This is a genomic window from Gloeomargarita sp. SKYB120 (assembly GCA_025062155.1).
Classification (GTDB): domain Bacteria; phylum Cyanobacteriota; class Cyanobacteriia; order Gloeomargaritales; family Gloeomargaritaceae; genus Gloeomargarita.
Genome location: JANXAM010000001.1, coordinates 19,363 through 45,602, shown reverse-complemented (window position 1 = coordinate 45,602; position 26,240 = coordinate 19,363). Strand labels below are relative to the sequence as shown.

29 protein-coding genes and 1 other RNA gene are annotated in these 26,240 nt (G+C 57.6%); 17 read left to right on the top strand and 13 right to left on the bottom strand.

The window, feature by feature from the left end; all coding sequences use genetic code 11:
- Positions 1-24: 24 nt before the first annotated feature.
- Genes pstS through pstB form a run of 4 tightly spaced genes read left to right on the top strand, consistent with a single transcriptional unit; the run spans position 25 to position 3,769 of the window.
- Complete coding sequence (gene pstS, locus NZ705_00275; protein ID MCS7291397.1) at positions 25-1,092, top strand: phosphate ABC transporter substrate-binding protein PstS; 1,068 nt, start codon at positions 25-27, stop codon at positions 1,090-1,092.
- Positions 1,089-2,039: a phosphate ABC transporter permease subunit PstC gene (pstC, locus tag NZ705_00270; GenBank protein MCS7291396.1), complete on the top strand. Its 951-nt coding sequence runs from the start codon at positions 1,089-1,091 to the stop codon at positions 2,037-2,039. Before pstS ends, pstC begins: the two co-directional genes overlap by 4 nt.
- Before the next feature lie 12 nt (positions 2,040-2,051).
- Positions 2,052-2,948: a phosphate ABC transporter permease PstA gene (gene pstA, locus NZ705_00265; protein ID MCS7291395.1), complete on the top strand. Its 897-nt coding sequence runs from the start codon at positions 2,052-2,054 to the stop codon at positions 2,946-2,948.
- A 20-nt stretch (positions 2,949-2,968) separates the two neighbouring features.
- Complete coding sequence (gene pstB, locus NZ705_00260) at positions 2,969-3,769, top strand: phosphate ABC transporter ATP-binding protein PstB (protein ID MCS7291394.1); 801 nt, start codon at positions 2,969-2,971, stop codon at positions 3,767-3,769.
- Here the strand turns inward: pstB and NZ705_00255 are convergent.
- Positions 3,750-4,559 (bottom strand): sulfurtransferase, encoded by an 810-nt coding sequence (locus tag NZ705_00255; protein MCS7291393.1) that lies wholly within the window; start codon positions 4,557-4,559, stop codon positions 3,750-3,752. The two genes, pstB and NZ705_00255, sit on opposite strands and share 20 nt — an antisense overlap.
- Before the next feature lie 95 nt (positions 4,560-4,654).
- On the opposite strand from NZ705_00255, the gene menA reads away from it, so the two are divergent.
- Positions 4,655-5,575, top strand: a complete 921-nt coding sequence (gene menA, locus NZ705_00250; protein ID MCS7291392.1) for a 2-carboxy-1,4-naphthoquinone phytyltransferase — start codon at positions 4,655-4,657, stop codon at positions 5,573-5,575.
- On the opposite strand, the gene ybeY is transcribed toward menA, so the two are convergent.
- Entirely contained in the window at positions 5,498-6,007 is a 510-nt protein-coding gene (ybeY, locus tag NZ705_00245) for an rRNA maturation RNase YbeY (GenBank protein ID MCS7291391.1), read from the bottom strand. The genes menA and ybeY overlap by 78 nt on opposite strands.
- Positions 5,994-6,146 (bottom strand): hypothetical protein, encoded by a 153-nt coding sequence (locus NZ705_00240; GenBank protein ID MCS7291390.1) that lies wholly within the window; start codon positions 6,144-6,146, stop codon positions 5,994-5,996. Before NZ705_00240 ends, ybeY begins: the two co-directional genes overlap by 14 nt.
- Before the next feature lie 125 nt (positions 6,147-6,271).
- On the opposite strand from NZ705_00240, the gene NZ705_00235 reads away from it, so the two are divergent.
- Entirely contained in the window at positions 6,272-7,237 is a 966-nt protein-coding gene (locus NZ705_00235; protein MCS7291389.1) for a glycosyltransferase family 2 protein, read from the top strand.
- Here NZ705_00235 and NZ705_00230 read toward each other — a convergent pair.
- The gene (locus NZ705_00230; GenBank protein MCS7291388.1) at positions 7,226-7,429 is read right to left on the bottom strand and encodes a hypothetical protein; all 204 of its coding nucleotides are present in this window, start codon (positions 7,427-7,429) and stop codon (positions 7,226-7,228) included. The two genes, NZ705_00235 and NZ705_00230, sit on opposite strands and share 12 nt — an antisense overlap.
- 85 nt (positions 7,430-7,514) lie before the next feature.
- Between NZ705_00230 and ffs the strand changes: the two genes are divergently transcribed.
- Both ffs and pyrR read left to right on the top strand, forming a co-directional pair.
- Positions 7,515-7,611, top strand: an RNA gene (ffs, locus tag NZ705_00225) — signal recognition particle sRNA small type.
- A 27-nt stretch (positions 7,612-7,638) separates the two neighbouring features.
- Entirely contained in the window at positions 7,639-8,181 is a 543-nt protein-coding gene (pyrR, locus tag NZ705_00220; protein ID MCS7291387.1) for a bifunctional pyr operon transcriptional regulator/uracil phosphoribosyltransferase PyrR, read from the top strand.
- 726 nt (positions 8,182-8,907) lie between these two features.
- On the opposite strand, the gene NZ705_00215 is transcribed toward pyrR, so the two are convergent.
- Positions 8,908-10,269 (bottom strand): hypothetical protein, encoded by a 1,362-nt coding sequence (locus NZ705_00215; GenBank protein ID MCS7291386.1) that lies wholly within the window; start codon positions 10,267-10,269, stop codon positions 8,908-8,910.
- Between NZ705_00215 and NZ705_00210 the strand changes: the two genes are divergently transcribed.
- Positions 10,268-10,477, top strand: a complete 210-nt coding sequence (locus tag NZ705_00210; GenBank protein MCS7291385.1) for an NAD(P)H-quinone oxidoreductase subunit L — start codon at positions 10,268-10,270, stop codon at positions 10,475-10,477. The genes NZ705_00215 and NZ705_00210 overlap by 2 nt on opposite strands.
- On the opposite strand, the gene NZ705_00205 is transcribed toward NZ705_00210, so the two are convergent.
- Both NZ705_00205 and NZ705_00200 read right to left on the bottom strand, forming a co-directional pair.
- The gene (locus NZ705_00205; GenBank protein MCS7291384.1) at positions 10,474-11,070 is read right to left on the bottom strand and encodes a pentapeptide repeat-containing protein; all 597 of its coding nucleotides are present in this window, start codon (positions 11,068-11,070) and stop codon (positions 10,474-10,476) included. The genes NZ705_00210 and NZ705_00205 overlap by 4 nt on opposite strands.
- A 73-nt stretch (positions 11,071-11,143) precedes the next feature.
- Positions 11,144-11,377, bottom strand: coding sequence for a hypothetical protein (locus tag NZ705_00200; GenBank protein MCS7291383.1), 234 nt, complete (start codon positions 11,375-11,377; stop codon positions 11,144-11,146).
- Between the two features lie 122 nt (positions 11,378-11,499).
- On the opposite strand from NZ705_00200, the gene dnaK reads away from it, so the two are divergent.
- The 3 genes from dnaK to NZ705_00185 all read left to right on the top strand — a co-directional run bounded on the left by dnaK (position 11,500) and on the right by NZ705_00185 (position 15,962).
- Positions 11,500-13,413, top strand: coding sequence for a molecular chaperone DnaK (gene dnaK / locus NZ705_00195; GenBank protein MCS7291382.1), 1,914 nt, complete (start codon positions 11,500-11,502; stop codon positions 13,411-13,413).
- On the top strand, positions 13,400-14,344 hold the full coding sequence (locus NZ705_00190; protein ID MCS7291381.1) for a DnaJ domain-containing protein: 945 nt from the start codon (positions 13,400-13,402) through the stop codon (positions 14,342-14,344). The genes dnaK and NZ705_00190 overlap by 14 nt, the downstream gene beginning before the upstream one ends.
- A gap of 1,363 nt (positions 14,345-15,707) precedes the next feature.
- Positions 15,708-15,962, top strand: a complete 255-nt coding sequence (locus NZ705_00185; GenBank protein MCS7291380.1) for a hypothetical protein — start codon at positions 15,708-15,710, stop codon at positions 15,960-15,962.
- Positions 15,963-16,035: 73 nt separating this feature from the next.
- On the opposite strand, the gene NZ705_00180 is transcribed toward NZ705_00185, so the two are convergent.
- Complete coding sequence (locus tag NZ705_00180) at positions 16,036-16,161, bottom strand: CHAT domain-containing protein (protein ID MCS7291379.1); 126 nt, start codon at positions 16,159-16,161, stop codon at positions 16,036-16,038.
- A 281-nt stretch (positions 16,162-16,442) separates the two neighbouring features.
- Here NZ705_00180 and NZ705_00175 point away from each other — a divergent pair, with 281 nt between their 5' ends.
- Both NZ705_00175 and NZ705_00170 read left to right on the top strand, forming a co-directional pair.
- Entirely contained in the window at positions 16,443-17,204 is a 762-nt protein-coding gene (locus tag NZ705_00175; protein ID MCS7291378.1) for an FkbM family methyltransferase, read from the top strand.
- A 26-nt stretch (positions 17,205-17,230) separates the two neighbouring features.
- Positions 17,231-18,631, top strand: coding sequence for a hypothetical protein (locus NZ705_00170; protein MCS7291377.1), 1,401 nt, complete (start codon positions 17,231-17,233; stop codon positions 18,629-18,631).
- Here the strand turns inward: NZ705_00170 and NZ705_00165 are convergent.
- Together NZ705_00165 and NZ705_00160 are read right to left on the bottom strand one after the other, a co-directional pair.
- Positions 18,585-19,076, bottom strand: coding sequence for a DUF192 domain-containing protein (locus tag NZ705_00165; GenBank protein MCS7291376.1), 492 nt, complete (start codon positions 19,074-19,076; stop codon positions 18,585-18,587). The two genes, NZ705_00170 and NZ705_00165, sit on opposite strands and share 47 nt — an antisense overlap.
- Entirely contained in the window at positions 19,057-19,734 is a 678-nt protein-coding gene (locus NZ705_00160; protein ID MCS7291375.1) for a response regulator transcription factor, read from the bottom strand. The genes NZ705_00165 and NZ705_00160 overlap by 20 nt, the downstream gene beginning before the upstream one ends.
- 107 nt (positions 19,735-19,841) lie before the next feature.
- Between NZ705_00160 and NZ705_00155 the strand changes: the two genes are divergently transcribed.
- Both NZ705_00155 and NZ705_00150 read left to right on the top strand, forming a co-directional pair.
- On the top strand, positions 19,842-20,594 hold the full coding sequence (locus tag NZ705_00155) for an AAA family ATPase (GenBank protein MCS7291374.1): 753 nt from the start codon (positions 19,842-19,844) through the stop codon (positions 20,592-20,594).
- Positions 20,591-20,860, top strand: a complete 270-nt coding sequence (locus NZ705_00150; protein ID MCS7291373.1) for a hypothetical protein — start codon at positions 20,591-20,593, stop codon at positions 20,858-20,860. Before NZ705_00155 ends, NZ705_00150 begins: the two co-directional genes overlap by 4 nt.
- 156 nt (positions 20,861-21,016) lie before the next feature.
- On the opposite strand, the gene NZ705_00145 is transcribed toward NZ705_00150, so the two are convergent.
- Positions 21,017-22,447: a J domain-containing protein gene (locus NZ705_00145; GenBank protein MCS7291372.1), complete on the bottom strand. Its 1,431-nt coding sequence runs from the start codon at positions 22,445-22,447 to the stop codon at positions 21,017-21,019.
- Positions 22,448-22,587: 140 nt separating this feature from the next.
- Between NZ705_00145 and NZ705_00140 the strand changes: the two genes are divergently transcribed.
- Positions 22,588-24,348, top strand: coding sequence for an ABC transporter substrate-binding protein (locus NZ705_00140; GenBank protein ID MCS7291371.1), 1,761 nt, complete (start codon positions 22,588-22,590; stop codon positions 24,346-24,348).
- Here the strand turns inward: NZ705_00140 and NZ705_00135 are convergent.
- Both NZ705_00135 and dapB read right to left on the bottom strand, forming a co-directional pair.
- Positions 24,345-25,391 carry an SUMF1/EgtB/PvdO family nonheme iron enzyme gene (locus NZ705_00135; GenBank protein ID MCS7291370.1) on the bottom strand — a complete coding sequence of 349 codons (1,047 nt, stop codon included), beginning with the start codon at positions 25,389-25,391 and terminating at the stop codon, positions 24,345-24,347. The two genes, NZ705_00140 and NZ705_00135, sit on opposite strands and share 4 nt — an antisense overlap.
- A gap of 2 nt (positions 25,392-25,393) precedes the next feature.
- Positions 25,394-26,212 carry a 4-hydroxy-tetrahydrodipicolinate reductase gene (gene dapB / locus NZ705_00130; protein MCS7291369.1) on the bottom strand — a complete coding sequence of 273 codons (819 nt, stop codon included), beginning with the start codon at positions 26,210-26,212 and terminating at the stop codon, positions 25,394-25,396.
- Positions 26,213-26,240: the final 28 nt, after the last annotated feature.

Genomic DNA, 26,240 nt, shown 5'->3' with positions numbered 1-26,240 from the left:
TGTGCGTTCGACGGGTGAATTAAGATGTGGCCCTGGCTCGGTTGGCTGGCGCTGCTGGTTGTGGTGGCCGGGCTAGTGGGTCGGCAGTCTCCTTCAGATGGCATCCCACACGTCACTTTGATTGGGCTGGGAGCTTCGTTTCCAGCGCCCCTGTACCAGAATTGGGCATGGGGATTGAACCAAAGGCATAGCCAGATTCAGGTGAATTACCAGTCCCAAGGAAGTGGAGCTGGGATTAGAGACTTCCTTGAAGGGCATGTGGATTTTGCCGCCAGCGATATAGCCCTGGCTGATGAAGACGTGGCGAAGGTGGAACGGGGTGTGCTGATGCTGCCCATGACGGCGGGAAGTATTGCGATTGCGTACAACCTTCCCGGCGTGGAAACGGGCTTGAAACTTAGCCGAGAGGCTTACGTAGGTATCTTCAGCGGCCAAATTCGCCGCTGGAATGACCCCAGAATTGCCAAGGTCAATCCGGAAGTGACGCTACCGGACCTGGCGATTACGGTTGTTCACCGGTCCGACGGCAGTGGGACGACGGCGGCGTTTACCAGGCATTTGAGCGCCATCAGCCCCGAGTGGCGACAGCGGTTCGGCGAAGGAACGACCATCCAGTGGCCGACGGGTAATTTCGTGGGTGCCAGGGGGAATGAAGGCGTGACGGCGCAAATTCAACGCAACCCGGGGACCGTGGGTTACGTGGAGTACAGTTACGCTAAGAACCATCACTTGCACATGGCCGCGCTGGAGAACAAGGCGGGAGCGTTTGTGCTGCCTACACCGGAAGCGGGAATGGCAGCTTTGGCGGCGGTGACCCTGCCGGAGAACTTGCGGGCGTTTATCAGGGACCCAGAGGGTAAAGATGCCTACCCCATTGTGACCTACACCTGGCAGTTGCATTATCGGAAACAGCCAAACCCTGTTAAGGCGGTGGCTCTGGAGATGTGGATCGAGTACGGGTTGAACGAGGGGCAAAAGGTGGCTCCTGAGCTTGGCTACATTGCGTTACCCCAGTCAGTGCGGCAGCGGGTTGCCCAGGCGGCGGATGTGCTCAGTGACCAATACACCATCACCCTAAAGGATTTGACATGACGACGGCGCTGGCTGGTCAACCGTCCCGTTCGCCCTGGAAGCGACGAATTGACCAGTTATTCATCCGGCTGACGCAGGTTTTCGCGGTCTGTGCTGGGGTCTTGCTGGCCTGCATGGTGCTGGTGATGGCCTGGCAGTCGGTTCCGGCGTTTCAACGGTTTGGCCTATCGTTCATCTTCCGTTCAGCCTGGAATCCGGTGCCGGGGCGGGAAGACTTTGGGGTGTTCCCCATGCTCTACGGCACGCTGGTGAGTTCCCTGCTGGCTCTGTTGATAGCCGTGCCCTTGGGGTTAGGGACGGCAATTTTTCTGAGCGAAGATTTCATCCCGCCTTGGTCCCGCCTGGCGATTTCGTTCCTGGTGGAACTGCTGGCGGCCATTCCCAGTGTGGTGTACGGGTTGTGGGGGATTTTTGTGCTGATTCCCCTGCTCCAGCCGGTGGAACGGTGGTTGCACGCCCATCTAGGCTGGATTCCCCTGTTTGGCACCGAACCGGTAGGGCTGGGAATGTTGCCGGCGTCGCTGGTGCTGGCCATGATGGTGCTTCCCATCTTCACGGCAATTGCCAAGGATTCTCTGGAGGCCTTGCCGCCGGAGTTGCGCCAGGCTTCGGTGGCTTTAGGGGCGACCCGCTGGTGGACCCTTTTCCGGGTGTTGATGCCGGCAGCCCTGCCTGGGATAGTTGGCGGAGCGATATTGGCCTTGGGTCGGGCGCTGGGGGAAACGATGGCGGTCACCATGCTCATCGGCAATGCCAACCAGTTGAACGTGTCACTACTGGCGCCGGCCAATACCATTGCGTCGTTGCTGGCGAATCAGTTTCCGGAGGCACGGGGGATCCACGTATCGGCGCTGATGTATGCGGCGCTGCTGCTGATGCTGATGACGCTGCTGGTAAACCTCCTGGCCGAAGCCATCATTGCGCGGTTGAAGGCCACGTACGAGTAGGGGAGTCCGGTCATGACAACTACTACCGTCCATCTGCAGGTAGGGCTGCTGCGCAAGCGTCTGCAGTTCCGCACAGTATTTGGCTGGGTGATGACGGGGGTGGTGAGCCTGTGTACCCTGCTGGCTTTGGCTCCTGTGTTGGCAGTGCTGGGGTTTGTGCTGGCGCGGGGCATCCGCCGCTTGAACCTAGATTTGTTTACGCAATTGCCGCCGCCGCCGGGATGGTCGGGTGGGGGATTTGGGAATGCCCTCATCGGCACGTTGATGGTGGTCTTGCTAGGGACGGTGATTGCGGTGCCGTTTGGGGTGTTGACGGCGGTGTATCTCTCGGAATTTAGCAACGCCAATGCGCACCAACAGCAAATGGCCCGCTGGGTGCGTTTGGGGGTGAATGTGCTGGCAGGAGTGCCTGCCATCCTGGCAGGGGTGTTTGCCTACGGATTGCTGGTGGCAACGGGAATTTTGGGTTACTCAGCAGTGGCGGCGGGGGTGGCCTTGGCGGTGTTGATGCTGCCGACGGTCATTCGCACGGCGGACGAGGCTCTCCAACTGGTGCCACAGGAGATGCGCTGGGCATCGGCGGGATTGGGAGCGTCTCATTACGACACGGTGTTCCGGGTGGTGTTGCCAGCGGCCTTGCCCTCGCTCCTGACGGGCCTGCTCCTAGCGATGGCGCGAGCGATGGGAGAGTCGGCAGCTTTGATTTTCACAGCCCTGTTTTCTCCGTTTTGGCCCCGCAGCCTCTTGGAACCGATAGCCACCCTCTCGGTCCTGATTTACAACTATGCGACGGTGCCCTACCCAGCTCAGCAGGAACTGGCCTGGGCGGCGTCCTTCTTCCTGGTCCTGCTCATTCTGATGGCAAGCGTGGTCTCCCGTCTGGTGATTCGTCGGCACATGCAGCGCTAGCGTTGCCTGGAGGTGGGCGGATGAGTAACGGCGCAATCCCCCCAGCAGAACCTGTCTTTTGCTTGGAAAACGTTCACGTCTACTACGGCCACCTGCAGGTGCTGCGAGACGTTTCGATGTATATCCCCAAGCAGCAAATCACCGCTTTTATCGGCCCGTCGGGGTGCGGCAAAAGCACGCTCTTGCGCTGCCTGAACCGCTTGAATGACCTAATTCCCTCCTTTCGCTTGGAAGGAAAAGTGACCTATCACGGCAAAAACCTCTACGACCCGGATGTGGACCCGGTGGAGGTGCGCCGCCGGATTGGCATGGTGTTTCAAAAGCCCAACCCGCTTCCCAAATCCATCTACGACAATGTCGCCTACGGAGCGCGAGTGATCAATTACCAGGGGGACTTGGATGAACTGGTGGAGCGCTCCTTGCGGCGGGCGGCCCTGTGGGACGAAGTGAAGGACAAGTTAAAGGAAAGCGGCTTGTCCTTGTCCGGAGGACAACAACAGCGCTTGTGTATTGCCCGTGCGATTGCAGTGGAGCCGGAAGTGCTGCTGATGGATGAGCCCTGCTCTGCGCTGGACCCGATTTCCACGCGCAAAGTGGAGGAGTTGATGCAGGAACTCAAGGCCAACTACACGATTGTGATCGTCACCCACAACATGCAACAGGCGCTGCGAGTGGCGGATATGACAGCTTTTTTCAATGTGGAACCCGCTCCTGAAGGGGGCAAAGTGGGTTATCTGGTGGAATTTGACACGACCCAGGTGATCTTCAACTCCCCCAAGCAACCAGCGACCAGGGACTACGTCAGCGGCCAGTTTGGTTGACGCGACACCACTCGCTCCAGCCTCCGACGTACAAGCGTCCTGGCGGAAAACCCGCCCACTCCAGCGTCAGTAGATTCACACAGGCGGTGACTCCCGAGCCGCAGTAGCAGATCACGTCCCGGTGGTGATGGACTTCTCGCCAGCGCTGGGCGTAGGGCTGGGGGGGCAACAGTTCCAGCCAGGGCAAGTTAATCGCGCCGGGGATATGACCCGCCACCGGGTCAATTGGTTCCCATTCGCCTCGGTAACGGCGAGGCTCGCGAGCATCCACCAGAAGAATCTGGGGGTCCTGTTGCGCCGCTATCACATCCTCACGGGTGGCGAGATACTGGGGTTGCAGGCGGGGCGTAAAGTGACCATCGCGGGCCTTGGGCAGCACGTGAGTTGTGGGATAGCCCTGGCGCACATAAGCGTCCCAACCCCCCTCTAGCAGGGCAACCCGTTCATGCCCCACGTAGCGCAACAGCCACCACAGTCGGGCCGCATAGGCCAACTGGCCCTGGTCGTAAGCAATCACCAGCTTGTCGGGCGTGAGACCCATCGCCACCAGCTTGGCGGCAAAGGCCTCCATATCGGGCAGGGGATGGCGACCGCTAGTGGCGCTCACGGGGCCAGACAAATCCTGGTTCAGGTCCAGGTAGAACGCGCCGGGGATGTGACTTTGGTGGTACTGCTGGCCGCCCCAATCCGGTTGTGAGAGATTGAACCGGCAATCCACTAGGAGCACCTCCGGGTCAGTCAATCGGGCGGCTACGTCTGCAGGACTGATCAGGGTTGCCGGAGACACCATCGGCGCTGGGAAAACCGTTGGCTTCTATTATCGCGGAAAAAGGATGCTGCGTCCGGCCCACCGAGATGGTATGGTGAAAGCGTACTGCGTTGTGTGTGACTCAATCCCAACCTATGACCGCTGCGGCCCAGCGTCAGCTCTGGTTCCAAGCTGTTAACCCCTTGATTTACACGGCGGCTGTGATTCCTGTGCTGGTGGGGAGTGCCGCCGCCTACGCCGAAGCGCCCCCGTTGTTTTCCTGGAACACGTTTGCCTGGGTGTTGGCCGGTGTGGTGCTCCTGCAGGTCTGGCTCAACATCACCAACGACCTGTACGACGCGGAAACGGGGGTGGATGTCAACAAACTCACATCGCTGGTGCATCTGACGGGCCGGCCTGGGTTGCTGCATTTGATCGCCTGGTCCTGTCTGGCGGCGGGTCTGCTGTGTATTTATGTGGTGAATGCCCGGCACCCGGATCACTGGATTCTGGGAATTGCTGGGGCGGGAATTCTCTTAGGCTACGCCTACCAGGGACCGCCGTTGCGCCTAGCTTACCTAGGCTGGGGAGAACCCATGACCTTTATCGCTTTTGGGCCGTTATCCACCCTGGCGGCCAGCTACGCCCAGTTGGGCCGCTTTACCGAGATGGCGTTTTGGGCGTCCCTGGTGGTGGGGTGTTTGGTCACGGGGATCCTCTTTGCCCATCACTTTCCCCAGGTGGAGGACGACCGCCGCGCCGGCAAACGCTCCCCCGTCGTTCAACTCGGTGCCTACCGCGCCAGCCGTGTCTATCCCTGGGTGGTGTTGCCCGCCTACGCCCTGGTGTTGGTGGGGGTTGCCGCCGGTTTCTTGCCCTGGACGACCCTGCTATTTGGCGCCAGCTTCCCCCTCGCTTGGCGGTTGGTGACCTTTCTCTGGCGCACCTACGAAGGACCGGCTAGCGGCGGCGCTATGCCTTTAGCGGTCGGATTGCACGCCTTCGGGGGTGTACTCCTGGCGATAGGTCTCTGGCTCGGCCAACCCTACCTGCGCTAACAGGAACCGCTGTTGCGCCAGCATCTGGGCGAGAGAGGTCTCGTCGGGATGGTCCCACCCCAGCAGGTGGAGCAACCCATGCGCCGCTAACCACGCCAGTTCCTCCGTCACTTGCCCAGGTGGCGCTTGGCGCAGGGCAGTGGGGACCGAGATCACGATATCTCCGAGCAACAGGGGTGCCTCTAGTGGCGTGGGCGTTCCGGTTTCCAGAGCGCTAAAGGCCAGGACATCGGTAGGGCGGTCTTGACCGCGGTACTCCCGGTTCAGGGTTTGGATTTCCTGGTCATCGGTCAAGCGCAGGCCGATTTCGTAGCCTCTTGCTGGCGGCAACGCCAGGTGCGTCAGCCACGTTTGGAACCAATCTCGCCAGGGCAAAGCAGCCCACTGCGGGTCAATCCCATGCCAGGTCACCTCCAGTTCAAGCCTGGGCATTCTTCTCTGGCCGTGTCAAAAGACCCGCATCCAGGGCCTGGAGCAACTGCTGCAGCTGCAGGTGCCGCCGCTTGAGCAGTTCGGGCAGCCGCTGCATCTCGGCAAGATAGACCAGTTCGTAGGCTCCGTCCTTCGCCATCTCCTTAGCTCCCAGCCGCCAATCTACTTCCCTAGCATAGGCGGTTGTACCTAGCTACAAAGTCAAGGGGGCGATACAGTTCTTGAGAATGCCCGATACAATAAGGGCCAAAACGGGGGCGGGCCATGCAACGGTTATCGGTGGTCATTCCCATTTACAACGAGGTGGACAACATTCCCCACCTGATTCCGGCGGTGACCGAGGTGCTTCAGAGCACGGGGTGGGATTACGAGGTGATCTGCGTCGATGATGGGTCGCGGGACGGTTCCACAGAACGCCTGCGCCACTTGGCTCAGGAACGTTACGACCTGAAGGTGGTGGTTCTCCGGCGCAATTACGGCCAGACGGCGGCGCTAGCGGCGGGGTTTGACCAGGCGACCGGGGATGTGGTGGTGACCTTGGACGGGGACCTGCAAAACGACCCCCAAGACATCCCACGCCTGTTAGATAAATTGGCGGAAGGGTACGACCTGGTGTGCGGTTGGCGGCAGTATCGCCAGGACCCTGGCCTCACGCGCTTGCTCCCGTCTCGGGTAGCAAATTGGCTGATTGGTCGCGTCACGGGCGTCCCACTCCACGACTACGGCTGCACCCTTAAAGCCTACCGGCGAGAACTGCTGCAGGATATGCATCTCTACGGAGAACTCCATCGTTTCCTGCCGGCCTTGGCCGACATTGAAGGAGCGCGGATTGCTGAAATTCCCGTGCGGCACTACCCTCGCCGGTTCGGCCGCAGCAAGTATGGACTAGGGCGGACTTTTCGCGTGCTAATGGATTTGCTCACCATCGCCTTTATGAAAACGTTTCTCACCCGCCCGATGCATGGATTTGGCTTGATGGGCTTGCTGTTTCTCCTACTAGGGCTAGGACTGGGGATTTATCTAGCCATCTTGAAATGGGGTTGGGGCCAGAGCATCGGCCAGCGTCCCCTGTTGTTTTTATCAGGACTAGCGGTCACGTCCGGGTTGCAGTTGTTTTGTTTTGGACTGCTAGCGGAATTGCTCATGCGCACCTACCACGAGTCCCAGGGGCGTCCCATCTACCGGATTCGGGAGGTGGTGGCCGGTCGTCCTCGCAGCTTAGTCAATTGAAATCTGTTGAGGACCGCTCGGAGGCGGCGGTGATGCAGGCGGTTGCGACGTGGACATTTGCCGCTCGAGCCAGGATTTGAGCGGGTCTTGCTGCAAATCCAAACCCAGCAATCCCGATACAAACCCGCCGAGAAAGGCCGTTGGTTGCTGCAGGAACTCCTGCACGATAGGGCTGAGTTCGTTCAACAGCATAACTCCCTTGCGCGTCCGTTCGCCCTTTACTCTAGCACAGGCGGGGGAATGGCCGTCGTCAGGCAAACGCGCTACAATAAATGGCGACCCGGAACCATGCGGTTTCAACGCCTGAACCGTGTCAGGGCCGGGAGGCAGCAGCACTAAGGGATGCTTGCAACAGGCGTGGCCTCCGGGTCACCTACAGGCTTTCACAAACGCGGTACGCTGTGGATGTAGAGTTGTTTTCGGCGGAGGAGCTGCGGCGTACCTTGAACCGGTTGGCGACTCAGGTCATCGAAGCAACCCCTGAGCTGGCAGATTTATGTCTGCTGGGCATCTACACGCGGGGTGTGCCCCTGGCGCAACGACTGGCCCACAACATCCAGCAGTGGGAAGGGGTGACGGTGCCGGTAGGAAGTTTAGATATTACATTTTACCGGGATGATTTAGACCGGATTGGGGCGCGCACTCCGGCGCCTACCCAGGTTCCCTTCGATGTCACGGGCCGGGTGGTCGTGCTAGTGGACGATGTGATCTATAGCGGGCGCACGGTGCGGGCGGCCCTCGAAGCGATTAAAGACCACGGGCGACCTCGAGTGGTGCGCCTGGCCGTGCTGGTGGACCGGGGCCACCGGGAATTGCCCATTCACCCCGATTTCACCGGCAAGGTCGTCCCCACTGCTCGCGATGAAGTGGTGCGCGTCTATCTCACCGAAACCGACCAGCGGGACCAGGTGTTACTGATCAAAGCCCAGAAGTCGCTAGCTTGACCCCTGTATCCCATTGCATAGAATTGTGAAAGTATAGCTAAGCCGACAAAGGTTGACATACGAGACAGACAGCTTCATCCACGAGAGAACGTAGGTTTTGCTCGGTTAAACTCCATGCATGACCGACCCACCGTTTCATCAATCGGATTCAAATCAGGTGAATATCTCGGTAATAAACTAATTGACACCTGGCCGTTTCCACGACCTGTCTCACCGCCCTATCGCTGGTAAAAGTCTCTCACTTCACCACCGGATAATGGCTTATCCAAGTGAATGGTTCCATCACACGCCCCGATTGATAAGCCGTTCCCCACGATGGTTTTTCCCTTCGGTGCCCAATATCCCGAATAATCTACGCCAAACTGATATTCTGGTGGTATCTGCTTGATTAACTCGCCATAAGCCTGTTGCTCTTGCGAGTATAGCCTATCTTTTGCAGGGCCTTAACTCACGCCGAAGTGAGCGGCCATCTCCCATTCATCCACAAACTGCTGAAATGCTTATGACGATGGCCTTTTTGATAGCCTTCCTTAGGTTTCTGACCCTTGTCTAAGCCAGCATTGCACCGTTCGGTAGCCAACCCACAGTAGTCCCGCCATTCAAGATAGCTTCTATGGCCTTCCTGGGCAAGCCGTAGTTGTACGGCTTGGGCATTTTTCTCGTCCCTAGCAACACGTCTATTATATGACAATCTTAAACGGCTCAACTATAGTTGAGTCAGCCATTCTAGCTGGGCCATCTATGGTTGTCAGCTCTTGGGTCGCAAGGCGCAGTTCCGTCCTTGGTTTTCCGATGATTCCTCTGGCAAGCTAAAGTGGCTTGGCTATCAGAAGCCTGCTCATCTGGCACTTCTACCACCAGCAAATAGCCTGTCATCCGCCCGCTGCTGGCGCTTGCCAACACCCGCAGGATCTCGGGCATGTCCGCCTGGCCCAATTCCCCCTGAGAGCCATAGCGCTCCAGAGCCGTGAGACACCCGAGCGCCGGATTCCAGTCGTGTTGCCCTTCCGGCGGTCGCGCAAACAAAGTGGGGGCGTCCCCCGTCCCGTGAATCCGTAACAGGTTCCGGCCCAACCGTCCCGCGTAGTAGCTCTGGCGCAGGGGTGTGTAATCCCGCCAGGTGGGGGGCAATCGCTCCAAGTAGTCGGCCAAGGATCCGCGAAACGGCCCCGGCTGGGGAGGGAAAAACGCCCGCACCCCCGTTTCAAAGGGCAAAAACAACTTCACCAGGGGAAATTGCCCGTAGGCCCGGAAGAGGTCGCCGCTGCGGCTGTCGGTTCGCCCTTCCACCCGCTGCAATCCCTGGGGCGTCTGTCCGTAGGTAAAGGGCCACTCCAGCGCGTACACCGATTGGGACAACAACTGCCGAGACCACAGCCGCCCCTGTTCCCGGTAAAACTCGCCCCGGTCGTCTTTCACTAGCAGCGTGCAAGGTCGCCAGCGGTTCCTAGGACAAAATACATACAACTGCATTTCACTGGGATACGCTTGCCAGGCCAGTAGGTCGGTTAAAGGGGGCAATGGCTGGGGCGGTTGTTCCAAATCCTGAAGCACCACCGCCAGCAGCTCCGAAGGTTGGGGAAACCGCCGGCGGACTTGGGCAATCAGCGGTTGACGCTGCTCCAGCGGCAAGGGACGGGCTAGGGTGTTGACCGCGAGCGCAACCCACTGGGGATGGGGACTGGTCGCCACCACTTGCTCCAGGCTGGGTCGCAGGTGGGTCCGACTGGCCGGATGCTGCCGGAAGTACAGGTGGCTGACCTGTAGCGCTTGGGTAATGACGTGCGCTTCAGCAAGCGTTGGGTTTTCCGCGCCAGCGCGGCTGAGAATTTGCTGCAGGGCGCGCCAAACAAAGGTTTGCTGGGGTTGTTGCAGCGCGGTGGCCCAGAGCAGGCGGCGCCAATGGGTCGCATGGGCCTCGGTCAAAGGGTAACGCGCCAGGTCGTAGGAGGGCCGTTGCAGGCGCTGCCGTTCCTGTTGCAGTTGGGCTACACGGGCGGCCTCCGTCGCCAGGGGTTGCGGTTGTCCCAGTAGCAGGAGACTCCCCAACACACTAGGATAAAGATGTGTCGTTCGGAAAAGGGGCATGGCAGTTCTGCTGTTGTATCTGGCGTTGGTGGGCGCGTATCTGCTGGTGTTGCCCTTAGGGGTTTATTTTTACCTGAAAAATCGCTGGTATGTGGCCAGTTCCTGGGAACGGGCGTTCATGTATTTCCTGGTGTTTTTCTTTTTCCCGGGGCTGTTGCTGTGGGGTCCGTTTTTGAACTTCCGCAACCAACCCCGCTCCCTGCCCTAGAATTGCCCGTGCCACTGGCCGCTGCTGATGCGCTCGGCGACCATCTGGCGGGTTTCGGGGTCGAGCTGAGCCTTGCTGAGTTCCAAAATGTCCAGAATGGCGTTTTCCAAATTCACCCCGTAGAACTTGGCTTGCCGCAGTTGCGCACCCGTGAGGTCAGCGCCGTTGAAGTTGGTGCGGTAGAGGTTGGCCTGGCGCAAGTCTGCGTCTCGCAGGTTGGCCTGGAAGAAGGTGGTGCGGCTGAGATTGGCCTCCACCAGTTTCGCCCGTTCCAAAATGGCGCGGCTGAGATTGGTGCGCACCAGCACGGACCCATAGACCAAGCGCCCCGTTTCCTGGTCTGGCAGGATCACGCTTCCCAGGTTGGCGCCGCTGAGGTCGGCTTCGGTGAGATTGGCTTCGTACAAATTCGCGCCGCTGAGATTGGTGTAGCTTAGGTCAGCTCCCACCAGAATCGCACCCGTGAGATTGATCCGACTCAGGTTCAGGCCCCGCAGGTTGATCCCACTGAAGTCTCGCTCTCCCGCTCGGTAAGCCCGCAGCAAGGCATTTAGGTTGGATTCTGCTGCTAGTCCCTCGTCCAGCAGGGTCATGGGGTAGGGGCCAATGGCGCGGTTTGATGCCTATTGTAGAAGGGATCAGGGGCGGGCGGGTTCCCGTTGAGTTTTACGGTTGATTGCGGTGCCGCTGGACCTGTTCGAGCCATTGTTTGGCCTGGGTTGTCAACCGCGCCCGCCAGGTTTGCGCCGTATCCACCAGTTCCTGGCGCAGGTGCCGTACTGGTTCCTGTTGCCACCACGCGGTGGCTTGCGCTTGCCACGTTTGGGCGTGCCGGTTGAGTTTTTGCAGCGTCGGACGGAGTTGTGTTTGAGCTTTTTGCCACAGTTCGGCTGGTTGCATGACCTGTTGCTCCCTTTTTTTCTTCATCCTATCGCCCCTGGCGTGAACCGGCCTGCGCAGAGCTGCACATTAGGAACATTAAGATAGGATACAGAGAACGGCGAATCGCAATTGCACAGTCCATGACCAGGGTGGTGGGCATTGATTTAGGGACAACCAACTCGGTAGTGGCGGTAATGGAGGGGGGGAAACCCGTAGTCATCCCCAACAGCGAAGGCAGTCGCACCACCCCCAGCGTGGTGGGATTTACGCGCGACGGCGAACGCCTGGTGGGTCAACTGGCGCGGCGGCAAGCGGTGATAGACCCCAAAAACACCTTCTACGGGGTGAAACGGTTGATGGGCATGACCTACGACGAATTGCCCCCAGTGGCTCGGCGCGTGCCTTACACCATCCGGCGCGGCGTGCGCAACCGCGTGGAGGTCTATTGCCCCCGTTTAGACCAGACCTTTACCCCAGAAGAACTCTCGGCGATGATCCTGCGCAAGCTGGCCGATGACGCCGAACAGGTGCTGGGCTACCCGGTGACCGACGTGGTGATCACGGTTCCAGCCTACTTCAACGACGCGCAACGCCAGGCGACGCGGGATGCGGGACGCTTGGCCGGCCTGGAGGTCAAACGTATCCTCAACGAGCCGACGGCGGCGGCCCTGGCCTACGGCTTGGATAAGAAAGATGACCAGACGGTGCTGGTGTTTGACCTGGGGGGCGGCACGTTCGATGTTTCCATCCTGGACATTAGCCAAGGGGTGTTTGAGGTGCGGGCGACGGCGGGGGACACCCAGTTAGGGGGCGTGGACTTTGACCAGCGCCTGGTGAACTGGCTGGCGGACCAATTCCAGCGGGAACATGGCATTGACCTGCGGCGGGAACGGCAAGCCTTTCAACGGCTGTTGGAGGCGGCGGAAAAGGCCAAGATTGAACTTTCCAGCGTACCCAGCACTTTGATTAACTTGCCCTTTATCACCGCGACGGAGGAAGGACCGTTGCACCTGGAAACCGAACTTACCCGCAGTACCTTGGAGTCCCTGTGTGCGGATTTGCTCGACCGCCTGCGGGGGCCGGTGGACCAGGCTCTTGCCGACAGCGGCCTAGACCCCGCCGACCTGGACGCTGTGCTCTTGGTGGGCGGTTCAACTCGGATGCCGATGGTGCGCCAGTTGGTGCGGGAGATGCTCGGCCAGGAACCCTATCAGGGGCTGAACCCGGAGGAGGTGGTGGCCATGGGTGCCGCGATCCAGGGCGCAGTGCTGGCCGGAGATTTGCGGGATGTACTGCTGTTGGATGTCACGCCCTTGTCGCTAGGGTTGGAAACCGCCAACGGCATGATGAAGGTCCTGATTCCCCGTAACACGCCGATTCCCGTGCGCCGCTCCGATATTTTCTCCACCGCCGAGGACAACCAGAGCGCTGTGGAGATCCATGTTTTACAAGGGGAGCGTCCTCTGGCCAGCGGCAACAAATCCTTAGGCCGGTTTCGGTTGACGGGGATTCCGCCGGCGCCCAAGGGGTTGCCCCAGGTGCAGGTAGCTTTTGACATTGACGCCAACGGGATCCTACAGGTCTCAGCCCAGGACCGCCAAACGGGGCGACAGCACACGATTACCATCCAGGACGCCGCCAGTCTCACCCCCAGCGAGATTCAAAAAATGCTGGCCGAGGCGGAGCGGGCAGCCCCCAGCGACCAGGCCCAGAAGCAAAAAATCGAGCGCTGTCAAAAGGCGGAGGCCCTGATCCAAAAGGCGGAACGGCAATTGCGCCAGGTGACCTTGGATTACGGGTTTTTGTTTCTGCGGGAGCGGCGGCAAAAGCTCGAGCAACTGATCCAGGCCCTACGGCGGAGTTTGGCGGCCAAGGATTTGGTCAAGGTGGACCAGCTCACCAGCCGGTTGCAGGACCAACTCAACGAACTCCTTGCCATCGTCCGGCAGCAGCAGCAGGAGGATGAGATGCCCTGGTTTTCGCCTCCCTGGAGCCGCCCAGAGGGTCACAGCAGCCATCGCCGTCGCCGCGAGTGGGACGATGACAACTGGTAGCGCCATGCGCAACTTCCGCAACTACTACCAAATCCTGGGGGTTGACCGCAATGCCAGCCTGGCGGACATCAAACGCGCCTACCGGCAATTAGCCCGTCGCTACCATCCCGACTTGAACCCTGGCGACAAACAGGCCGAGGAAATGTTCAAGCTCATCGGCGAAGCCTACCAGGTGCTTTCCGACAGCGAAAAACGGGCCGAGTACAACCGGTTTGGCCAGTACTGGCAACAAAAGGGCTTTCAGGGGGAACCACCGCCGCGCGGTAGCGGTGTCTTTGACTACGGGCGCTTTGCCGATTTCCAGGACTTTCTGGATCAACTGTTGACCCGTTTTACCCGCCGTCCCGAATCGCCCCCGCGCGACGCCTGGGACGAGGACGGCCCCGCCGACATCGAAGCCCGCCTGCAACTGTCCCTGCAACAGGCCTATCGGGGCGGGCGCCAGCGCCTGAGTATCGGCGGACGCACCCTAGAGGTGAACCTGCCCCCTGGTATGGTTACGGGTCAACGCATTCGCCTGCGCCACCAGGGGGAAAACGGCGGCGATTTGTACTTGAAAATCCATGTCTTGCCCGATGAGCACCTGCGCCTGGAGGGCGACGACATCTACTGCACCGTACCCGTGACCCCCAGCGAAGCCATTTTGGGGGCGCAAGTGCCGATTCCGACCTTGGACGGCCCCGTGAAACTGGCGATTCCCCCCCGTGTGCAAAACCACCAGCGCTTGCGTTTGACCGGTCGGGGCTATCTCCGCGAAGACGGCACCCGCGGCGACCAGATTGTGGAGGTCGTGATTCAAATTCCCACCGAACTGACGCCCCAAGAGCTGCAACTGTATGAACAAATCCGTCAAATCGAACGCTTCAACCCCCGCCAGTCCTGGATGTCCGACAAAAAGACACAAAACGTCATCTCCCGTTTCAGTCCGTAGCATAAAGAAATAATTAAAAATTACGGGGGGTGCCGGTGACTTAGGGGATACTGAGAGATAGCAGTCAGAAAGGAACCAGCATCATAAAGGTTCCTAGCTTCAATAAGGTGATGAATCGGAACCAGCTGATAAAGGTTCTGAGTATAAATTGTTAGGGTAGGGGAGCTAGGTGACTAGTTCCCCTTCAGTTTTGGGATATAAACCTATGGACGTCTATAGCTAAACTGACTACGAGAGAACGTAGGTTCTGCTTGGTTACACTCCAAGCATGGCCGACCCAAATCGGATTCAGGCCAGGAACATCTTAAAACCAATCGACATCTATAGCAGACAACATTTAAGTTAGCGTACTTGAGCAGCAGGCAAGGTCAAAGCTTCAAGGTTTCTAGCTGCTGCTCGTGCCAGACATTGTGTGCTTAGCTATAGCCGCTCCTATAGCAGGAAACATTTAGGTTGTCGCGCTTGAGAAGCAACCAACAGGAAAACATGTAGGTTTCCGGTTGCTGCCCATGTCAAGCATTCTGTGCTCAGCCATATGGCTATAGCTAAAATCACAAAACTTGACATAAGCTACGGATAGTTTCATTGACCAAGGATTGCAGATTTTCGATTGAACTCACCTGTAACTTACGCACCTTTTGCTCAATCAATCGGGTTCAAATCTGGCAAATATCTAGGCAAATATATCAGCTCACACCCAGCCGCTTCCACCACTTACCTAACCGCCGCCGACCGGTGAAAACTGGCATTGTCCATCACCATCTTTTTACCAGGACCAATCGCCGGTAGTAACCACTCACGCAACCAAGTTAAAACGACCTGTAAATTGCAGCTCCCTATCCAGGTTAATGGCTTGATGAATCTCCCGAGATAATCACCACCCATCATATCCCACCCGCCTTCTTGCCATAATTACCCCAGCCATGCTCATAAACTGCTCGCTGGTCAATGCCGGATTGGTCTATATAAACAACTTCTTCCGACTTCACATCCTTCATTTTCTCGAGATATGCTTGCCGCTCTTGCTCGTCTTTTAAGCGCCCTACAAATCGTCATACTAGCTGCCATTTCCTTTTGGGTCAAACTGGGGTTCGCATCGACGAACTTGCGAAATTCATCCGAGTCTTTAATCTTATGACTATGCCCCTTTTGGTAACCGGTCTTCGGTGCGCAATCACTGGTTTCAGACCATTGTTTGAGCCAACGTTGTAACGTGCGATATCTCACTTCGACGAGTGTTGCACCCCCCAAGACCGCTTCAATAGCTCTCTAGCGCAGGTCTGTGCTGTAAGGCTTAGACATCACTCCGTAACCTATCAGCCTTATTCTACGTCAGACTAAATGTTTTTAGCTATAATCCTTGATGATGAACCCATCACTGATTTGTCATGCCGATGATACGGGGTGTTGGGTGCTGAATTTAACAGCGTCCGAATTTGCGGAACTGAAACGGGTCTGGGTGGACAATGGTTTATCGCCGGATTTGTTTTATCCAGAGTCGGAAACCATCGTTGTGCCCTGCAATGGCAAGGGCTTATTAGCGCCGCTCCTACGCTGGTTAGGGCTGACCTCATCCTACACACCCCGGCAATGGCGAGCAAAATTTGATGGTTCCTGAAGCGTGATTACCAGGGGCTACCCACGAGCGTAAACCCCGCCCAGTCGTGGGGATGATTGAGGAGCTGGTTCTCCTATTGAGCAATCACTAGCGGCACCGGCACACCCCCTTGCAAACCCCGCAACAGGGCAATCTGAACTTGACGCCATGCTTCGGCCTTGATGGGGGCTTGTTGCAAGTTCCGATAGAACCCCTTCATCAGCCCTAGCGTCCAATCATAGCTAGACCACTTTAGTTTGTCTAGGAGACAACCGAAAAAAACCAGAACGGGGCTACGCCCTGCGACCCTTGGGTTTAGGTTGTCGCCTTTGAGAGGCAACTAATGCAGAATCATCTGGGGTTCCAGTTTCTACCCATGTCAAGCATTCTGTGCTCAGCTATAGCTATAGAAAAAGGGTTTTTGGATCATTCCTAGGCCATTCGGCTCTCAAATAGGATTTTTATACAATGCATCTAGAGCAATCGCATAGCTCATTCGCTATGATTTCAACCTTGAAAGCCGCCCTCAAGCCCTTGATTCCGGCTTCACTCCGGCGACCCCTCAAGCGGCGCCTTCAACAGGCACTCAGTTACTTCAGGCCCGAATTCACACCCATTACCCCCGGTGGTTTGGATGTGCAGGAACTGGTGCAACTTCTTGGAAAAGACAACCCCGTGATCCTAGAAATCGGCTGTAATAACGGGGAACACACCGTGCAGTTTCTGGAGTGTTTTCCACGGGCAAAAATCTACTGTTTTGAACCGGACCCCCGCGCCATTGCTGATTTTCAACAGCGCCTAGGGAACGACCCACGGGTGCAACTCTATCCCATCGCGATTTCCAACCAGGATGGGGAAATTCCGTTTTTTATGAGCGATACCCACCCAGACGCGGCGATAGCTCGTAGCTGGTACGATTCGGGTTCCATCCGCCGGCCCAAACGGCATCTCGAACGGTTCCCTTGGATTGTTTTTGAAAAAACAATCACTGTCCCCACCCAGCGCCTAGATACCTGGTGCCAGGCACACTCAATTACCCAGATTGATTTCATCTGGGCTGATGTCCAGGGAGCGGAAGTTGATTTGATCCAGGGCGGCAAACAGACCTTGGAGAAAACCCGCTATTTCTACACAGAATACTCGAACGTGGAACTGTACGAAGGCCAAATTAATCTCGCGCACATCCTGCGACTGCTTCCCAATTTCCGCCTGGTGTACCGCTTTGCAGGTGATGTGTTGCTCCAGAACCAGCGGTTACAATAAGGGGACGGGTGCACAGGAGCTAAGGCATGGGGGCGATTCGCTTTGGCACGGACGGTTGGCGGGGGGTGATCGCTAAGGAGTTCACCTTCGACCGGGTGGCCCAGGTGGCGGTGGCCGCCGCTGAAGTTCTGGCAGAGGCCTGTCCTGAAGCGCCCCTGCTGGTTGGCTATGACCGGCGTTTTTTGTCAGAGGAGTTTGCGCAAACTGCCGCCCAGGCCGTTGCCGCTGCGGGCTATCAGGTGCTATTGGCAACCCAAGCGGCCTCCACACCCGCCTTTAGCTACGGCGTCCGACATTACAGGGCCATGGGGGCGCTGGTGATCACAGCCAGTCACAACCCAGCCATCTACAACGGCTTGAAGGTCAAAGGGGCCTTTGGGGGGTCCATCCCGCCGGATATGACGCAGCGCATCGAAGCCCACTTGACGCAACCATTGCCTCAGCGCCCTAGTGGAGCGGTGACCGTGTTTGACCCCTGGCCGGATTACGTGCAGGCGCTCCAGCAGCAAGTGGATGTGGCGCAAATTCGCGCTGGCTTGCAGCACTGGCAGGTGTGGGTGGACCCAATGCACGGAGCAGCGTCGGGGGGATTGACACGCATTTTGGGGAACGCGGTGCAGGAAATCCGCACCCAACGGGATGTGTTGTTCGGTGGTCATCCGCCGGAACCGCTGCCTCCTTACCTGGAGGAGTTGCGCACCACCTTGCAGCGACACCACGGCCCCCAAGTGGGCTTGGTGTTTGACGGGGATGGGGACCGGATTGCAGCGATGGACGGTCAAGGGCAATTTCTCTCGCCCCAGGTGCTGATTCCCATCCTGATTGAGCATTTGGCCGAACGGCGGCGACTGCAAGGTACGGTGGTAAAAACCATCAGCGGCTCGGAGTTGATCGCCAAGACGGCGGCCTACTACGGTTTGCCGGTGGTGGAAACCCCCATCGGTTTTAAGTACATTGCCCAGGAAATGCTCAAGGGCGGTGTGCTCCTAGGGGGTGAAGAGTCAGGCGGCATCGGCTACGGCCACTACTTGCCGGAACGGGATGCCCTGCTGTCAGCGTTGTACCTGCTGGAGGCGGTAGCCCTAACCCAGAAACCTCTCGAAGTCCTATATCGCCAATTGCAGGAGAAGACCGGCTTTTACAGCGTCTATGACCGGATCGACGTGCCGTTGGCGGATACGGCGGTGAAGGAGCGCCTGTTGCAACAGTTGGCTGAACACCCCCCTACCCAGATTGCTGATACGGATGTGGTAAAAACCTGGAGCGGCGACGGCTACAAATTTTACCTGGCCGACCAGAGCTGGTTACTCGTTCGCTTGAGCGGTACGGAACCGCTCCTGCGCCTGTACTGCGAATCCCCCACGCCCGAGAAGGGACAGGCTATTCTCGCTTGGGCACGCCGCTGGGCCGAATCAGCCGCACGATGAGGGTATCACCCACCCTCAGACCCAACTGCTGGGCGCGTCCCGGCGCCAGTTCAATCACCGCATCCACTAGGTCATCGGGGCCGTAGGTCGGGCAAGGGTCGCGAGGACAGGGCGGCACGTTGGGGTAAATGGCAATCACCCGGTTCTCGCGCAGAAACACCATGTCAATCGGCGCCCGCATATTTTTCATCCAGAACTGCACCGGACGGGGCGGGTAGAAGGGAAACAGCATTCCCCGGTCAGGCACCAGGCGTTCACGGTACATCAGGCCTAGCGCCTGTTGCTCCGGCGTCCAGGCCACCTCCAGGAGCACCCGTTGCCCGTTGTGTTGGAACTGGGCGCGCACCGGCAGATACTGGGGCTTTTCGGCGATGGCCGTTGTCCCTGTGAGCACCACCGCTAGGACAGCGCCCCCTAGGTAGCGTCTAAGGTTCCCGGAGAACATACCCAACACCCCGCACCGTTTGAATCAGGTGTTTTTCCCCTGGCTGGTCGAGCTTCAGGCGCAGGTAACGGACATAGACCTCGATCACGTTCGACTCATGCACCGACTGATAGCCCCACACTTGCTCCATGATTTCTTCCCGCGTCAACACCCGCCCCGGATTTTGCATGAGAAATTTGAGCAGGTCAAATTCCTTCATCGTCAGTTGGATTTGCCGTTGCTTGCGCAGGGCGACTCGCGTGTTCAAGTCCAGGGTCAAGTCGGCAAACGTCAGGACTTCCGTGGGTCCTGTCTGGGGTTGCACGTAAAGATTCAACCAGCGCAGCAGCTCCTTGCGGGGATAGGGCGCGCTCAGGTAGTCCCACGCCCCCGACTCCAAACAGGCAATCCGTTCCTCCAAGCTATCTCCTGCCGTCAAGAGCAGGATGGGCAACTGGGGGTGGCTCTGGCTCACCTGGCGGCACAGGGCAAGCCCCGCCGGACTGGCTTCCACGATGAGTAAACAGGCCGGTTGCTGGGTCAAATAGGCTGGCACCGCCGCCGGCTCAGCCAGGGCTTGACAGGGGTAGCCCGCCTCGAACAGCTCAGCGCTGAGACGTTGACGGACTTCCGCATCCCCACAGACCAGCAGCACCCGCGCGCGGTTGGGTTCAGTCATCGCTCTCCCTGCTGAAACCCTCGTATTTCCCACTGTAACGGTCTTGGTCGGCAAACGCATCGCCCCTTGGCGCACTACACTGAGATCATGACTGCTCAACGACCGCCATGTTCCTGGCCATTGCCAATCACAAAGGAGGCGTCGGCAAAACCACCTCTACTTTAGCGCTTGGGGGGCTACTGGCGGAATCGGACCCCTGTTTGCTGATTGACCTCGACCCTCAGGGCAACCTGACGACGGGTTTGGGGGTGGAACTAGCGGCGCAATCCCCAGGCGCCTATCACTGGCTAACCGGTCAGGTGCCAGCCAGCCACGTCATTCAAAAAACCGCTAGCGGCATTTATCTCATCCCAGCCGATGCCCATCTCACCCGCGCCGAAATGGAGTTGTTGCAAAAAAGCGGTGCCTTTTACACCCTGCGCGACCGTCTAGCTGACCTGCGCGGGCAATTTCGCTACGTTCTCATAGACTGTCCTCCCAGTCGCGGCCTGCTCACCATCAACGCCCTGGCCGCCGCCGATTACGTGCTGATCCCCGTGCAGTGCCAGTTTTTTGCCCTGAAGGGGTTGACCGCCCTGCTGGAAACCGTGCAACACGTGCAGCAGCGCCTCAATCCCAAGCTCAAAATCCTGGGGGTGTTGCCCACGATGGCTGAGCTGCACACCATCATGACCCAGGATGTGCTCAACGCTCTAAAAAACCAGCCCGACTTTCATGTGTTTCCCCCCTTGCCCAAATCCGTGAAGTTTCCCGAGTCCAACCTAGCCGGTGAGCCGATTCACCGTTACACCAACGACCCCCGCCTGCTCACCCCTCTGCGAGAATTGGTAACGTATATCCAGCAGCAGGTTCCCCGGTGAAACCGCGTCCTCGTCTCACACCCGACAACAATCCCCTGCAACGGCGGCCCACGGCGGCAGAACCGGCCTTACCGGCAGAGTCGGTTCGTTACGCGATTCCCGAAGACTTGCGCCCCCAGCTCCAGGCGCTTCAACAACAGTGGCGCGTGAGCGAAACCGAAGTCGTGGCCATCGCTCTGCGCTTTTTTCTCACTCAGGTCCAGCGCCGCCCGGTCGCGCCCCATCCACCAGCGGATAACGACCAGCTCATGGGGTTTTTGGACTAGGGAGGAGATAACGCTGGTGAAAACGGGGGATAAAACACCCTGTTGAAACGCCCGCAACGGCCCACTCAGGCCCACCGTGTAAACCGCTCATGGGCGTAAACGAACAAGAACCAGCGGTGCAAATCCTCCGGTGCTTTGCCTGGTCGGACAGTCTCTTCAGCCCGAAATGCCAGACCCCCTGCACTGGGACGGGCGCGACATTGGTAAACAGGGGGTCGTCTCCATATTTCTTGAGATGCACGTGAAAAGCGGCGGCGGCATTGACCATCGGTTCCGTGTGGGTAAACGCGGGCCGAGCCAAGACCCCGGCGCCACCGGTTGAAATTCCACCGGCACCTGCAACCGATAACCCTGTACTGGGTCCGTATAGAGTACCGCTTGTCCCGAAAACAGGAGTTGAGACGGCAATGCCAGCACACCAGCCAGCAGGACATCAAACATAGGTAACTGCCGATCGAGCGCCATGGAACGCCAAATGGAATTGGCAAAAACGTTTCCCGAGGACCGCAACGGATTTGGGACAGTCACCCAGGCCATGGAGAATGGAACCAGAAGGATAAGAATCGTGGTAAAGACAACGGATTTAGCCAGCAGGTCATCCAGCCGTTTACGCCAGTGCTTCCAGCGAATTTCCTGCTGTTTTTGCCGGAGCGCGATGATAAGTAAAAGTTGTTCCGCAACCGATAGATGAGAGACAAAATCCAGGGTGAAACCTGTGGGATCAAGGGCTTTGAAAAGATGGACCTTGGCTTGTCTTCTACTCAGGAGGTCCTGGCAATGGCCTACAAACCGACGACGGGCTGCCGCAACGGCTCGCACGTAGGCCCTTGGATAAAGACAACCCCAAAGTTTGCAGGGTTGAAAATGGGCAATCAACGCATCTGCTTGTTGCCGGTAGCCGCGTAGGGTTGGAGAGAAGATGAGTTCTGTCTTCTGGTGTTGAGAAAAGCTCGCTTCGGTCATCACAATGACCGCAATGTAAATCGGGGGCAAAAAGAGCGTCAATCCCAGTCCCATTAACGCCAGGAAGACCGGTGAGCGTATTCCATAGATAAACAGATGAATGACATGGACAAGCAGCCCAAACAACAGGGCCGATAGAGTGACCGTTGCGATTGCTCCCACAATCAGGGCAACGATGCGGCCTATTCTCGTGGTCAAGTCGTCGGGAAAGACGATTTCAATTGGGTCAGGACTTTCGGGGATGCCATAGCGCTCACGTAGCCTGTGCAAGTCTTTGATAAAGTTTTGCCAGAGTTTTTCCTCCTGTTGGGTCAATCGCTGAACGCCCAGCGCCAACGGAACCGATGATTGCAATTCGTTCAGCCATTCATCGAAGGTGGGGCCTCGATAACTCCTGGCTCTTTTCCGGTCATAGGCGGCCCGTAGCTCCTCATCGCCTAGGGTTTCATAGGCTTCATTCACTAACTTCAGGCGTTCTTCCGCCGATTTGCGCAAGTTTGGGCTTAAACCTACTAATTTATCAGGGTGCAATTCTTTACAGAGAGCGGTGTAGGCGGCTCGGATTTCTGCTGGTGTGGCTGTGGAGGACACGCCTAGCACATGGTAATAATTTGCCTTTGACATCTACGCTGGCCCCCTTGCCTCCCAAGCAGCAGCGCTTCGCCCGTCATTATAAAATCGGCGGCTCGGACTAGGCATTCGACACGAGGCGTAACGTCCATGCTATGATTGCCCCACAACCGTAGGCGTTCCTGCACAACTAGATGGCTATTTTTCGCGTCCGCCAAGGCGTTGGCATTGCGCTAGGGGTCCTTTTGGTGACAATGACGCTTGTGGGTTGCAGTTTGCGTCAACCCATTGCCCGTGTTCCCCAACTGGTGTTAGCAACCCCCGCCGGTCCCGCCACGTTTAACTATCCCTTGAACACGTCGTTTTACAGTGTGTTTGGATTTATTTACGAGGGGTTGTTGCAGACCAATGGGGTAACGCTGGAGTTGGAACCTGGCCTCGCCGAATCCTGGGAAATCAGTCCCGATAAAAAACGCATTGTTTTTACGCTGCGGGACAATTTGCGGTGGTCGGATGGTCACCCCTTGACGGCTGAGGATGTAGTGTTTTCGTTTCGGGATGTGTATTTCAATCCCAAGATTCCTTCGGGAATTCAAGACATTTTGCGGATTGGACAAAGTCGAGCGTTTCCCGAGGTGAGGGCCTTGAATCAACGCCAGGTCGAATTTCGCATTCCTGAACCCTTTGCCCCTTTTCTGCGGTTTGTGGGGGGGATTGCCATTCTCCCCGCCCATGTACTCCGTCCTGGTATTCAAACGCTGGATGCCCAGGGCAACCCACGGTTTTTATCCATGTGGGGGATTGATACGCCGGTGCAGCAAATTGTGGGGAATGGCCCCTATGTCATGGAGCGATTTACCCCGGGGCAACGGGTGGTTTTTCGCCGCAATCCCTACTACTGGCAAAAAGACGCTCAGGGAAAACCCTTGCCCTACATTGAGCGAGTTGTCTGGCAAATTATTGAATCTACAGACACGCAACTCCTGCGGTTTATGTCCCAAGAGTTAGACGCGGTAGAAGTTGCTCCCGAGGCCTTTCAGCTCCTCAAAAAAGAAGCCAAGCGCCGCAATTTTACGGTCTATAATGCGGGGCCGGAAACCTTGAGCACGTTTATTGCTTTTAATCTCAACCGCGCCCAGAATGCCCAAGGGGTGCCGCTGGTGGACCCTGTGAAATCCCGCTGGTTTCATAACCGCAACTTCCGGCAAGCGGTGGCCTATGGGATCAACCGGGAGCGCATGAAAAACACAATTTTTCGGGGGCTAGGGGTGTTGCAAAACTCTCCCATCCATCCGGCCAGCCCCTACTATGACCCCAATGTCAAGGTCTATGAGTACAACCCTAAGAAAGCCAGGGAACTGCTCAAAGCGGCGGGTTTTTCGTGGGATGAACAGGGCCGGTTGCGGGATGACCAGGGCAATGTTGTGCGTTTTACGTTGCTCACCAATATCGAACGCCGCATTCGTCCAGCGATGGCCGCTCAAATTAAGCAGGATTTAGCCCAATTGGGGATGCAGGTGGACATCCAAACCATGAGTTTTAACTCCTACGTGGAACGGCTGAATAAAACGCGAGATTGGGAGTGTTATTTAGGGGGATTTGGCGGTGGTGGGATTGACCCCCACAGTGGTTTTAATATCTGGTACAGCCGAGGGAGTTTGCATACGTTTAACCAGGGGCCGCTGCCAGGACAGCCACCGCTGAAAAATTGGTCACCCACGCCTTGGGAACTGAAAATTGATGAGCTGATGGTACGGGGTTCGCAAGAAATGGATGAGCAGAAACGCAAGGCCATCTATGCCGAGTTTCAAAAGCTGGTTCAAGAGGAGTTGCCGTTTATTTATCTGGTGAATAATTTGGATTTGGAGGCGATTCGGAATCGGGTGAAGGGTATTGAGTTTTCGGCGCTGAGCGGGGCTTTTTGGAATTTGCCGCATCTGCAACTACAGGACTAGTCAGCCCAGCGAAGACCGGCAAAAATTTGCCGCACGTGGGGGAGATACCAGTTGCGAAAGCTGGTGCGTTTGAGGTAGGGATGCGTCGCCCAACTGCCCCCCCGCAAAACGTAATGTTGACCATCGAAATAGGCGGCGGAATAGCCGGTATAGGGATAGGGACAAAAGCCGGGGTAGGGGGCAAACAGCGAACAAGTCCATTCCCACACCAACCCTTGCGAAGGTAATCCCTGTTGCGCAGCCGCTTCCCACTCCCATTCGGTCGGCAATCGCTTGCCAATAAAGCGGCAGTAGGCTTCGGCTTCATAGTAACTGAGACCGCAGACGGGTTGATAGGGCGAGTCGGCTTGCCAGTACAAAGGTTGCGTGATTTGCTCCTGCTGTAGCCAGGCCCAACCGGCATCAGACCACCAGCGTTTGTCCTGATAACCGCCCGCCTCAATAAACTCCTGAAACTCTTGCTGGGTCACGGGACGACTACTGATTGTAAACGTCTGAATATGGCGGGAATGACAGGGGCGCTCGTTATCAAGGGCGTCTATTGTTTCACTACCCACAGTCATCCAACCTGCAGAAATTCGTAAACAGGGATGGGGCGCAGCAATCCTTGGCAATTCAGGAGTGAGATTTCCTTGCAGGACGCGAAGCAGCGTGATGGTTTCTTGATGCTGCATTTCGTGCTGGATGACCCAGTGCCATAGGCGTGCGTTTTCGGCTGTGATAGTGGGTAAGGTAGCTAACACTTTTTCCCGAATGGTTTGGACATAAGTCATCAGCACGTCCCTAGGAGGCAAGACCCGACTGCGCTCCGCTTTGGCATAGCCATCAACCCGAAAAATGGGCGCGAGTTCGGGGTAGGGCAACGGCTCACCCAAGAGCCACAAGGCCTCGGTGTAGGCAATGTGACCTAGATGCCAACCGATAGGACTAAATTCGGGGTGAACTTGTTGGGTGAGTTGTTCATCAGTGAGGGGTGCAATCAGAGCCAGCGTCCGCTGCCGGCAATTGATGTAACGTTGCCGCAAATGCTCAATCTCCTGCATAACTAATCCAAGATTTTTTCGAGTCCGTACACGAGCTGTTTTAACTGGCGCACTTTGCGAATAGCAAGCAGCACGCCGGGCATGTAACAGCGGCGGTCGGTAACGTCGTGGCGCAGGGTATAGATTTCGCCGGGCGCTCCGAAAATCACTTCCTGATGCGCCAGTAAGCCAGGTAAGCGCACGCTGTGGATGCGGATATGTTCTGGCCCGAGACCCCCCCGCACACCCGCCAGCGTTTCCGTTTCCTCAACCTGGGAAGGATTGTAGGTTTTGCCCATTTCCGCCAGCATCTCCGCCGTCTTAAGCGCTGTGCCACTGGGCGCGTCGGCTTTCTGGTTGTGGTGCAGTTCGATGATTTCCACGTGTTCAAAGTAACGGGAGGCCTGAACCGCTGCCTGCTGCAACAGCACCATGCCGATGGAAAAGTTGGGGGCAATGATGCACCCGATGCTGGCTTTGTCGCAAAATTCCGCCAAGTCTTCAATTTGTTCAGTGCTCATCCCCGTCGTGCCCACCACCGGATAGACGCCGTAGGCAATTGCCGCCCGCACGTTGTCGTAGACGCTGCGGGGATGGGTGAAATCCACCATGACGCCGGGCTGTTTTTCCTGAGCTACCAGCGCGCACAAGGACTGTAAATCGGACGTAATGGGCACTTCCAACTCCCCAATGCCAGCGACGATACCGGCGTCTTCGCCCACCCGCTGGTGGTCCACTGCCCCCATCAGGACCATGTCGGGACTGGCGGCCACCGCCTGCACTACTTGCCGCCCCATGCGACCGGCGGCACCCGTGACAATCACCGGAATGCGTTCGCTCATGCCCACTCGCCTGCGCTCTGGGGCTATT

Excerpts from the sequence above, each read along its gene's own strand:
- pstS (MCS7291397.1), top strand. The coding sequence starts at position 25 with ATGTGGCCCTGGCTCGGTTGGCTGGCGCTGCTGGTTGTGGTGGCCGGG.
- pstC (MCS7291396.1), top strand. The coding sequence starts at position 1,089 with ATGACGACGGCGCTGGCTGGTCAACCGTCCCGTTCGCCCTGGAAGCGA.
- pstA (MCS7291395.1), top strand. The coding sequence starts at position 2,052 with ATGACAACTACTACCGTCCATCTGCAGGTAGGGCTGCTGCGCAAGCGT.
- pstB (MCS7291394.1), top strand. The coding sequence starts at position 2,969 with ATGAGTAACGGCGCAATCCCCCCAGCAGAACCTGTCTTTTGCTTGGAA.
- NZ705_00255 (MCS7291393.1), bottom strand. The coding sequence starts at position 4,559 with ATGGTGTCTCCGGCAACCCTGATCAGTCCTGCAGACGTAGCCGCCCGA.
- ybeY (MCS7291391.1), bottom strand. The coding sequence starts at position 6,007 with ATGCCCAGGCTTGAACTGGAGGTGACCTGGCATGGGATTGACCCGCAG.
- NZ705_00240 (MCS7291390.1), bottom strand. The coding sequence starts at position 6,146 with ATGGCGAAGGACGGAGCCTACGAACTGGTCTATCTTGCCGAGATGCAG.
- NZ705_00235 (MCS7291389.1), top strand. The coding sequence starts at position 6,272 with ATGCAACGGTTATCGGTGGTCATTCCCATTTACAACGAGGTGGACAAC.
- NZ705_00230 (MCS7291388.1), bottom strand. The coding sequence starts at position 7,429 with ATGCTGTTGAACGAACTCAGCCCTATCGTGCAGGAGTTCCTGCAGCAA.
- NZ705_00210 (MCS7291385.1), top strand. The coding sequence starts at position 10,268 with ATGGCAGTTCTGCTGTTGTATCTGGCGTTGGTGGGCGCGTATCTGCTG.
- NZ705_00215 (MCS7291386.1), bottom strand. The coding sequence starts at position 10,269 with ATGCCCCTTTTCCGAACGACACATCTTTATCCTAGTGTGTTGGGGAGT.
- NZ705_00205 (MCS7291384.1), bottom strand. The coding sequence starts at position 11,070 with ATGACCCTGCTGGACGAGGGACTAGCAGCAGAATCCAACCTAAATGCC.
- NZ705_00200 (MCS7291383.1), bottom strand. The coding sequence starts at position 11,377 with ATGCAACCAGCCGAACTGTGGCAAAAAGCTCAAACACAACTCCGTCCG.
- dnaK (MCS7291382.1), top strand. The coding sequence starts at position 11,500 with ATGACCAGGGTGGTGGGCATTGATTTAGGGACAACCAACTCGGTAGTG.
- NZ705_00190 (MCS7291381.1), top strand. The coding sequence starts at position 13,400 with ATGACAACTGGTAGCGCCATGCGCAACTTCCGCAACTACTACCAAATC.
- NZ705_00185 (MCS7291380.1), top strand. The coding sequence starts at position 15,708 with ATGATGAACCCATCACTGATTTGTCATGCCGATGATACGGGGTGTTGG.
- NZ705_00180 (MCS7291379.1), bottom strand. The coding sequence starts at position 16,161 with ATGAAGGGGTTCTATCGGAACTTGCAACAAGCCCCCATCAAGGCCGAA.
- NZ705_00175 (MCS7291378.1), top strand. The coding sequence starts at position 16,443 with ATGATTTCAACCTTGAAAGCCGCCCTCAAGCCCTTGATTCCGGCTTCA.
- NZ705_00170 (MCS7291377.1), top strand. The coding sequence starts at position 17,231 with ATGGGGGCGATTCGCTTTGGCACGGACGGTTGGCGGGGGGTGATCGCT.
- NZ705_00165 (MCS7291376.1), bottom strand. The coding sequence starts at position 19,076 with ATGTTCTCCGGGAACCTTAGACGCTACCTAGGGGGCGCTGTCCTAGCG.
- NZ705_00160 (MCS7291375.1), bottom strand. The coding sequence starts at position 19,734 with ATGACTGAACCCAACCGCGCGCGGGTGCTGCTGGTCTGTGGGGATGCG.
- NZ705_00155 (MCS7291374.1), top strand. The coding sequence starts at position 19,842 with ATGTTCCTGGCCATTGCCAATCACAAAGGAGGCGTCGGCAAAACCACC.
- NZ705_00145 (MCS7291372.1), bottom strand. The coding sequence starts at position 22,447 with ATGTCAAAGGCAAATTATTACCATGTGCTAGGCGTGTCCTCCACAGCC.
- NZ705_00140 (MCS7291371.1), top strand. The coding sequence starts at position 22,588 with ATGGCTATTTTTCGCGTCCGCCAAGGCGTTGGCATTGCGCTAGGGGTC.
- NZ705_00135 (MCS7291370.1), bottom strand. The coding sequence starts at position 25,391 with ATGCAGGAGATTGAGCATTTGCGGCAACGTTACATCAATTGCCGGCAG.
- dapB (MCS7291369.1), bottom strand. The coding sequence starts at position 26,212 with ATGAGCGAACGCATTCCGGTGATTGTCACGGGTGCCGCCGGTCGCATG.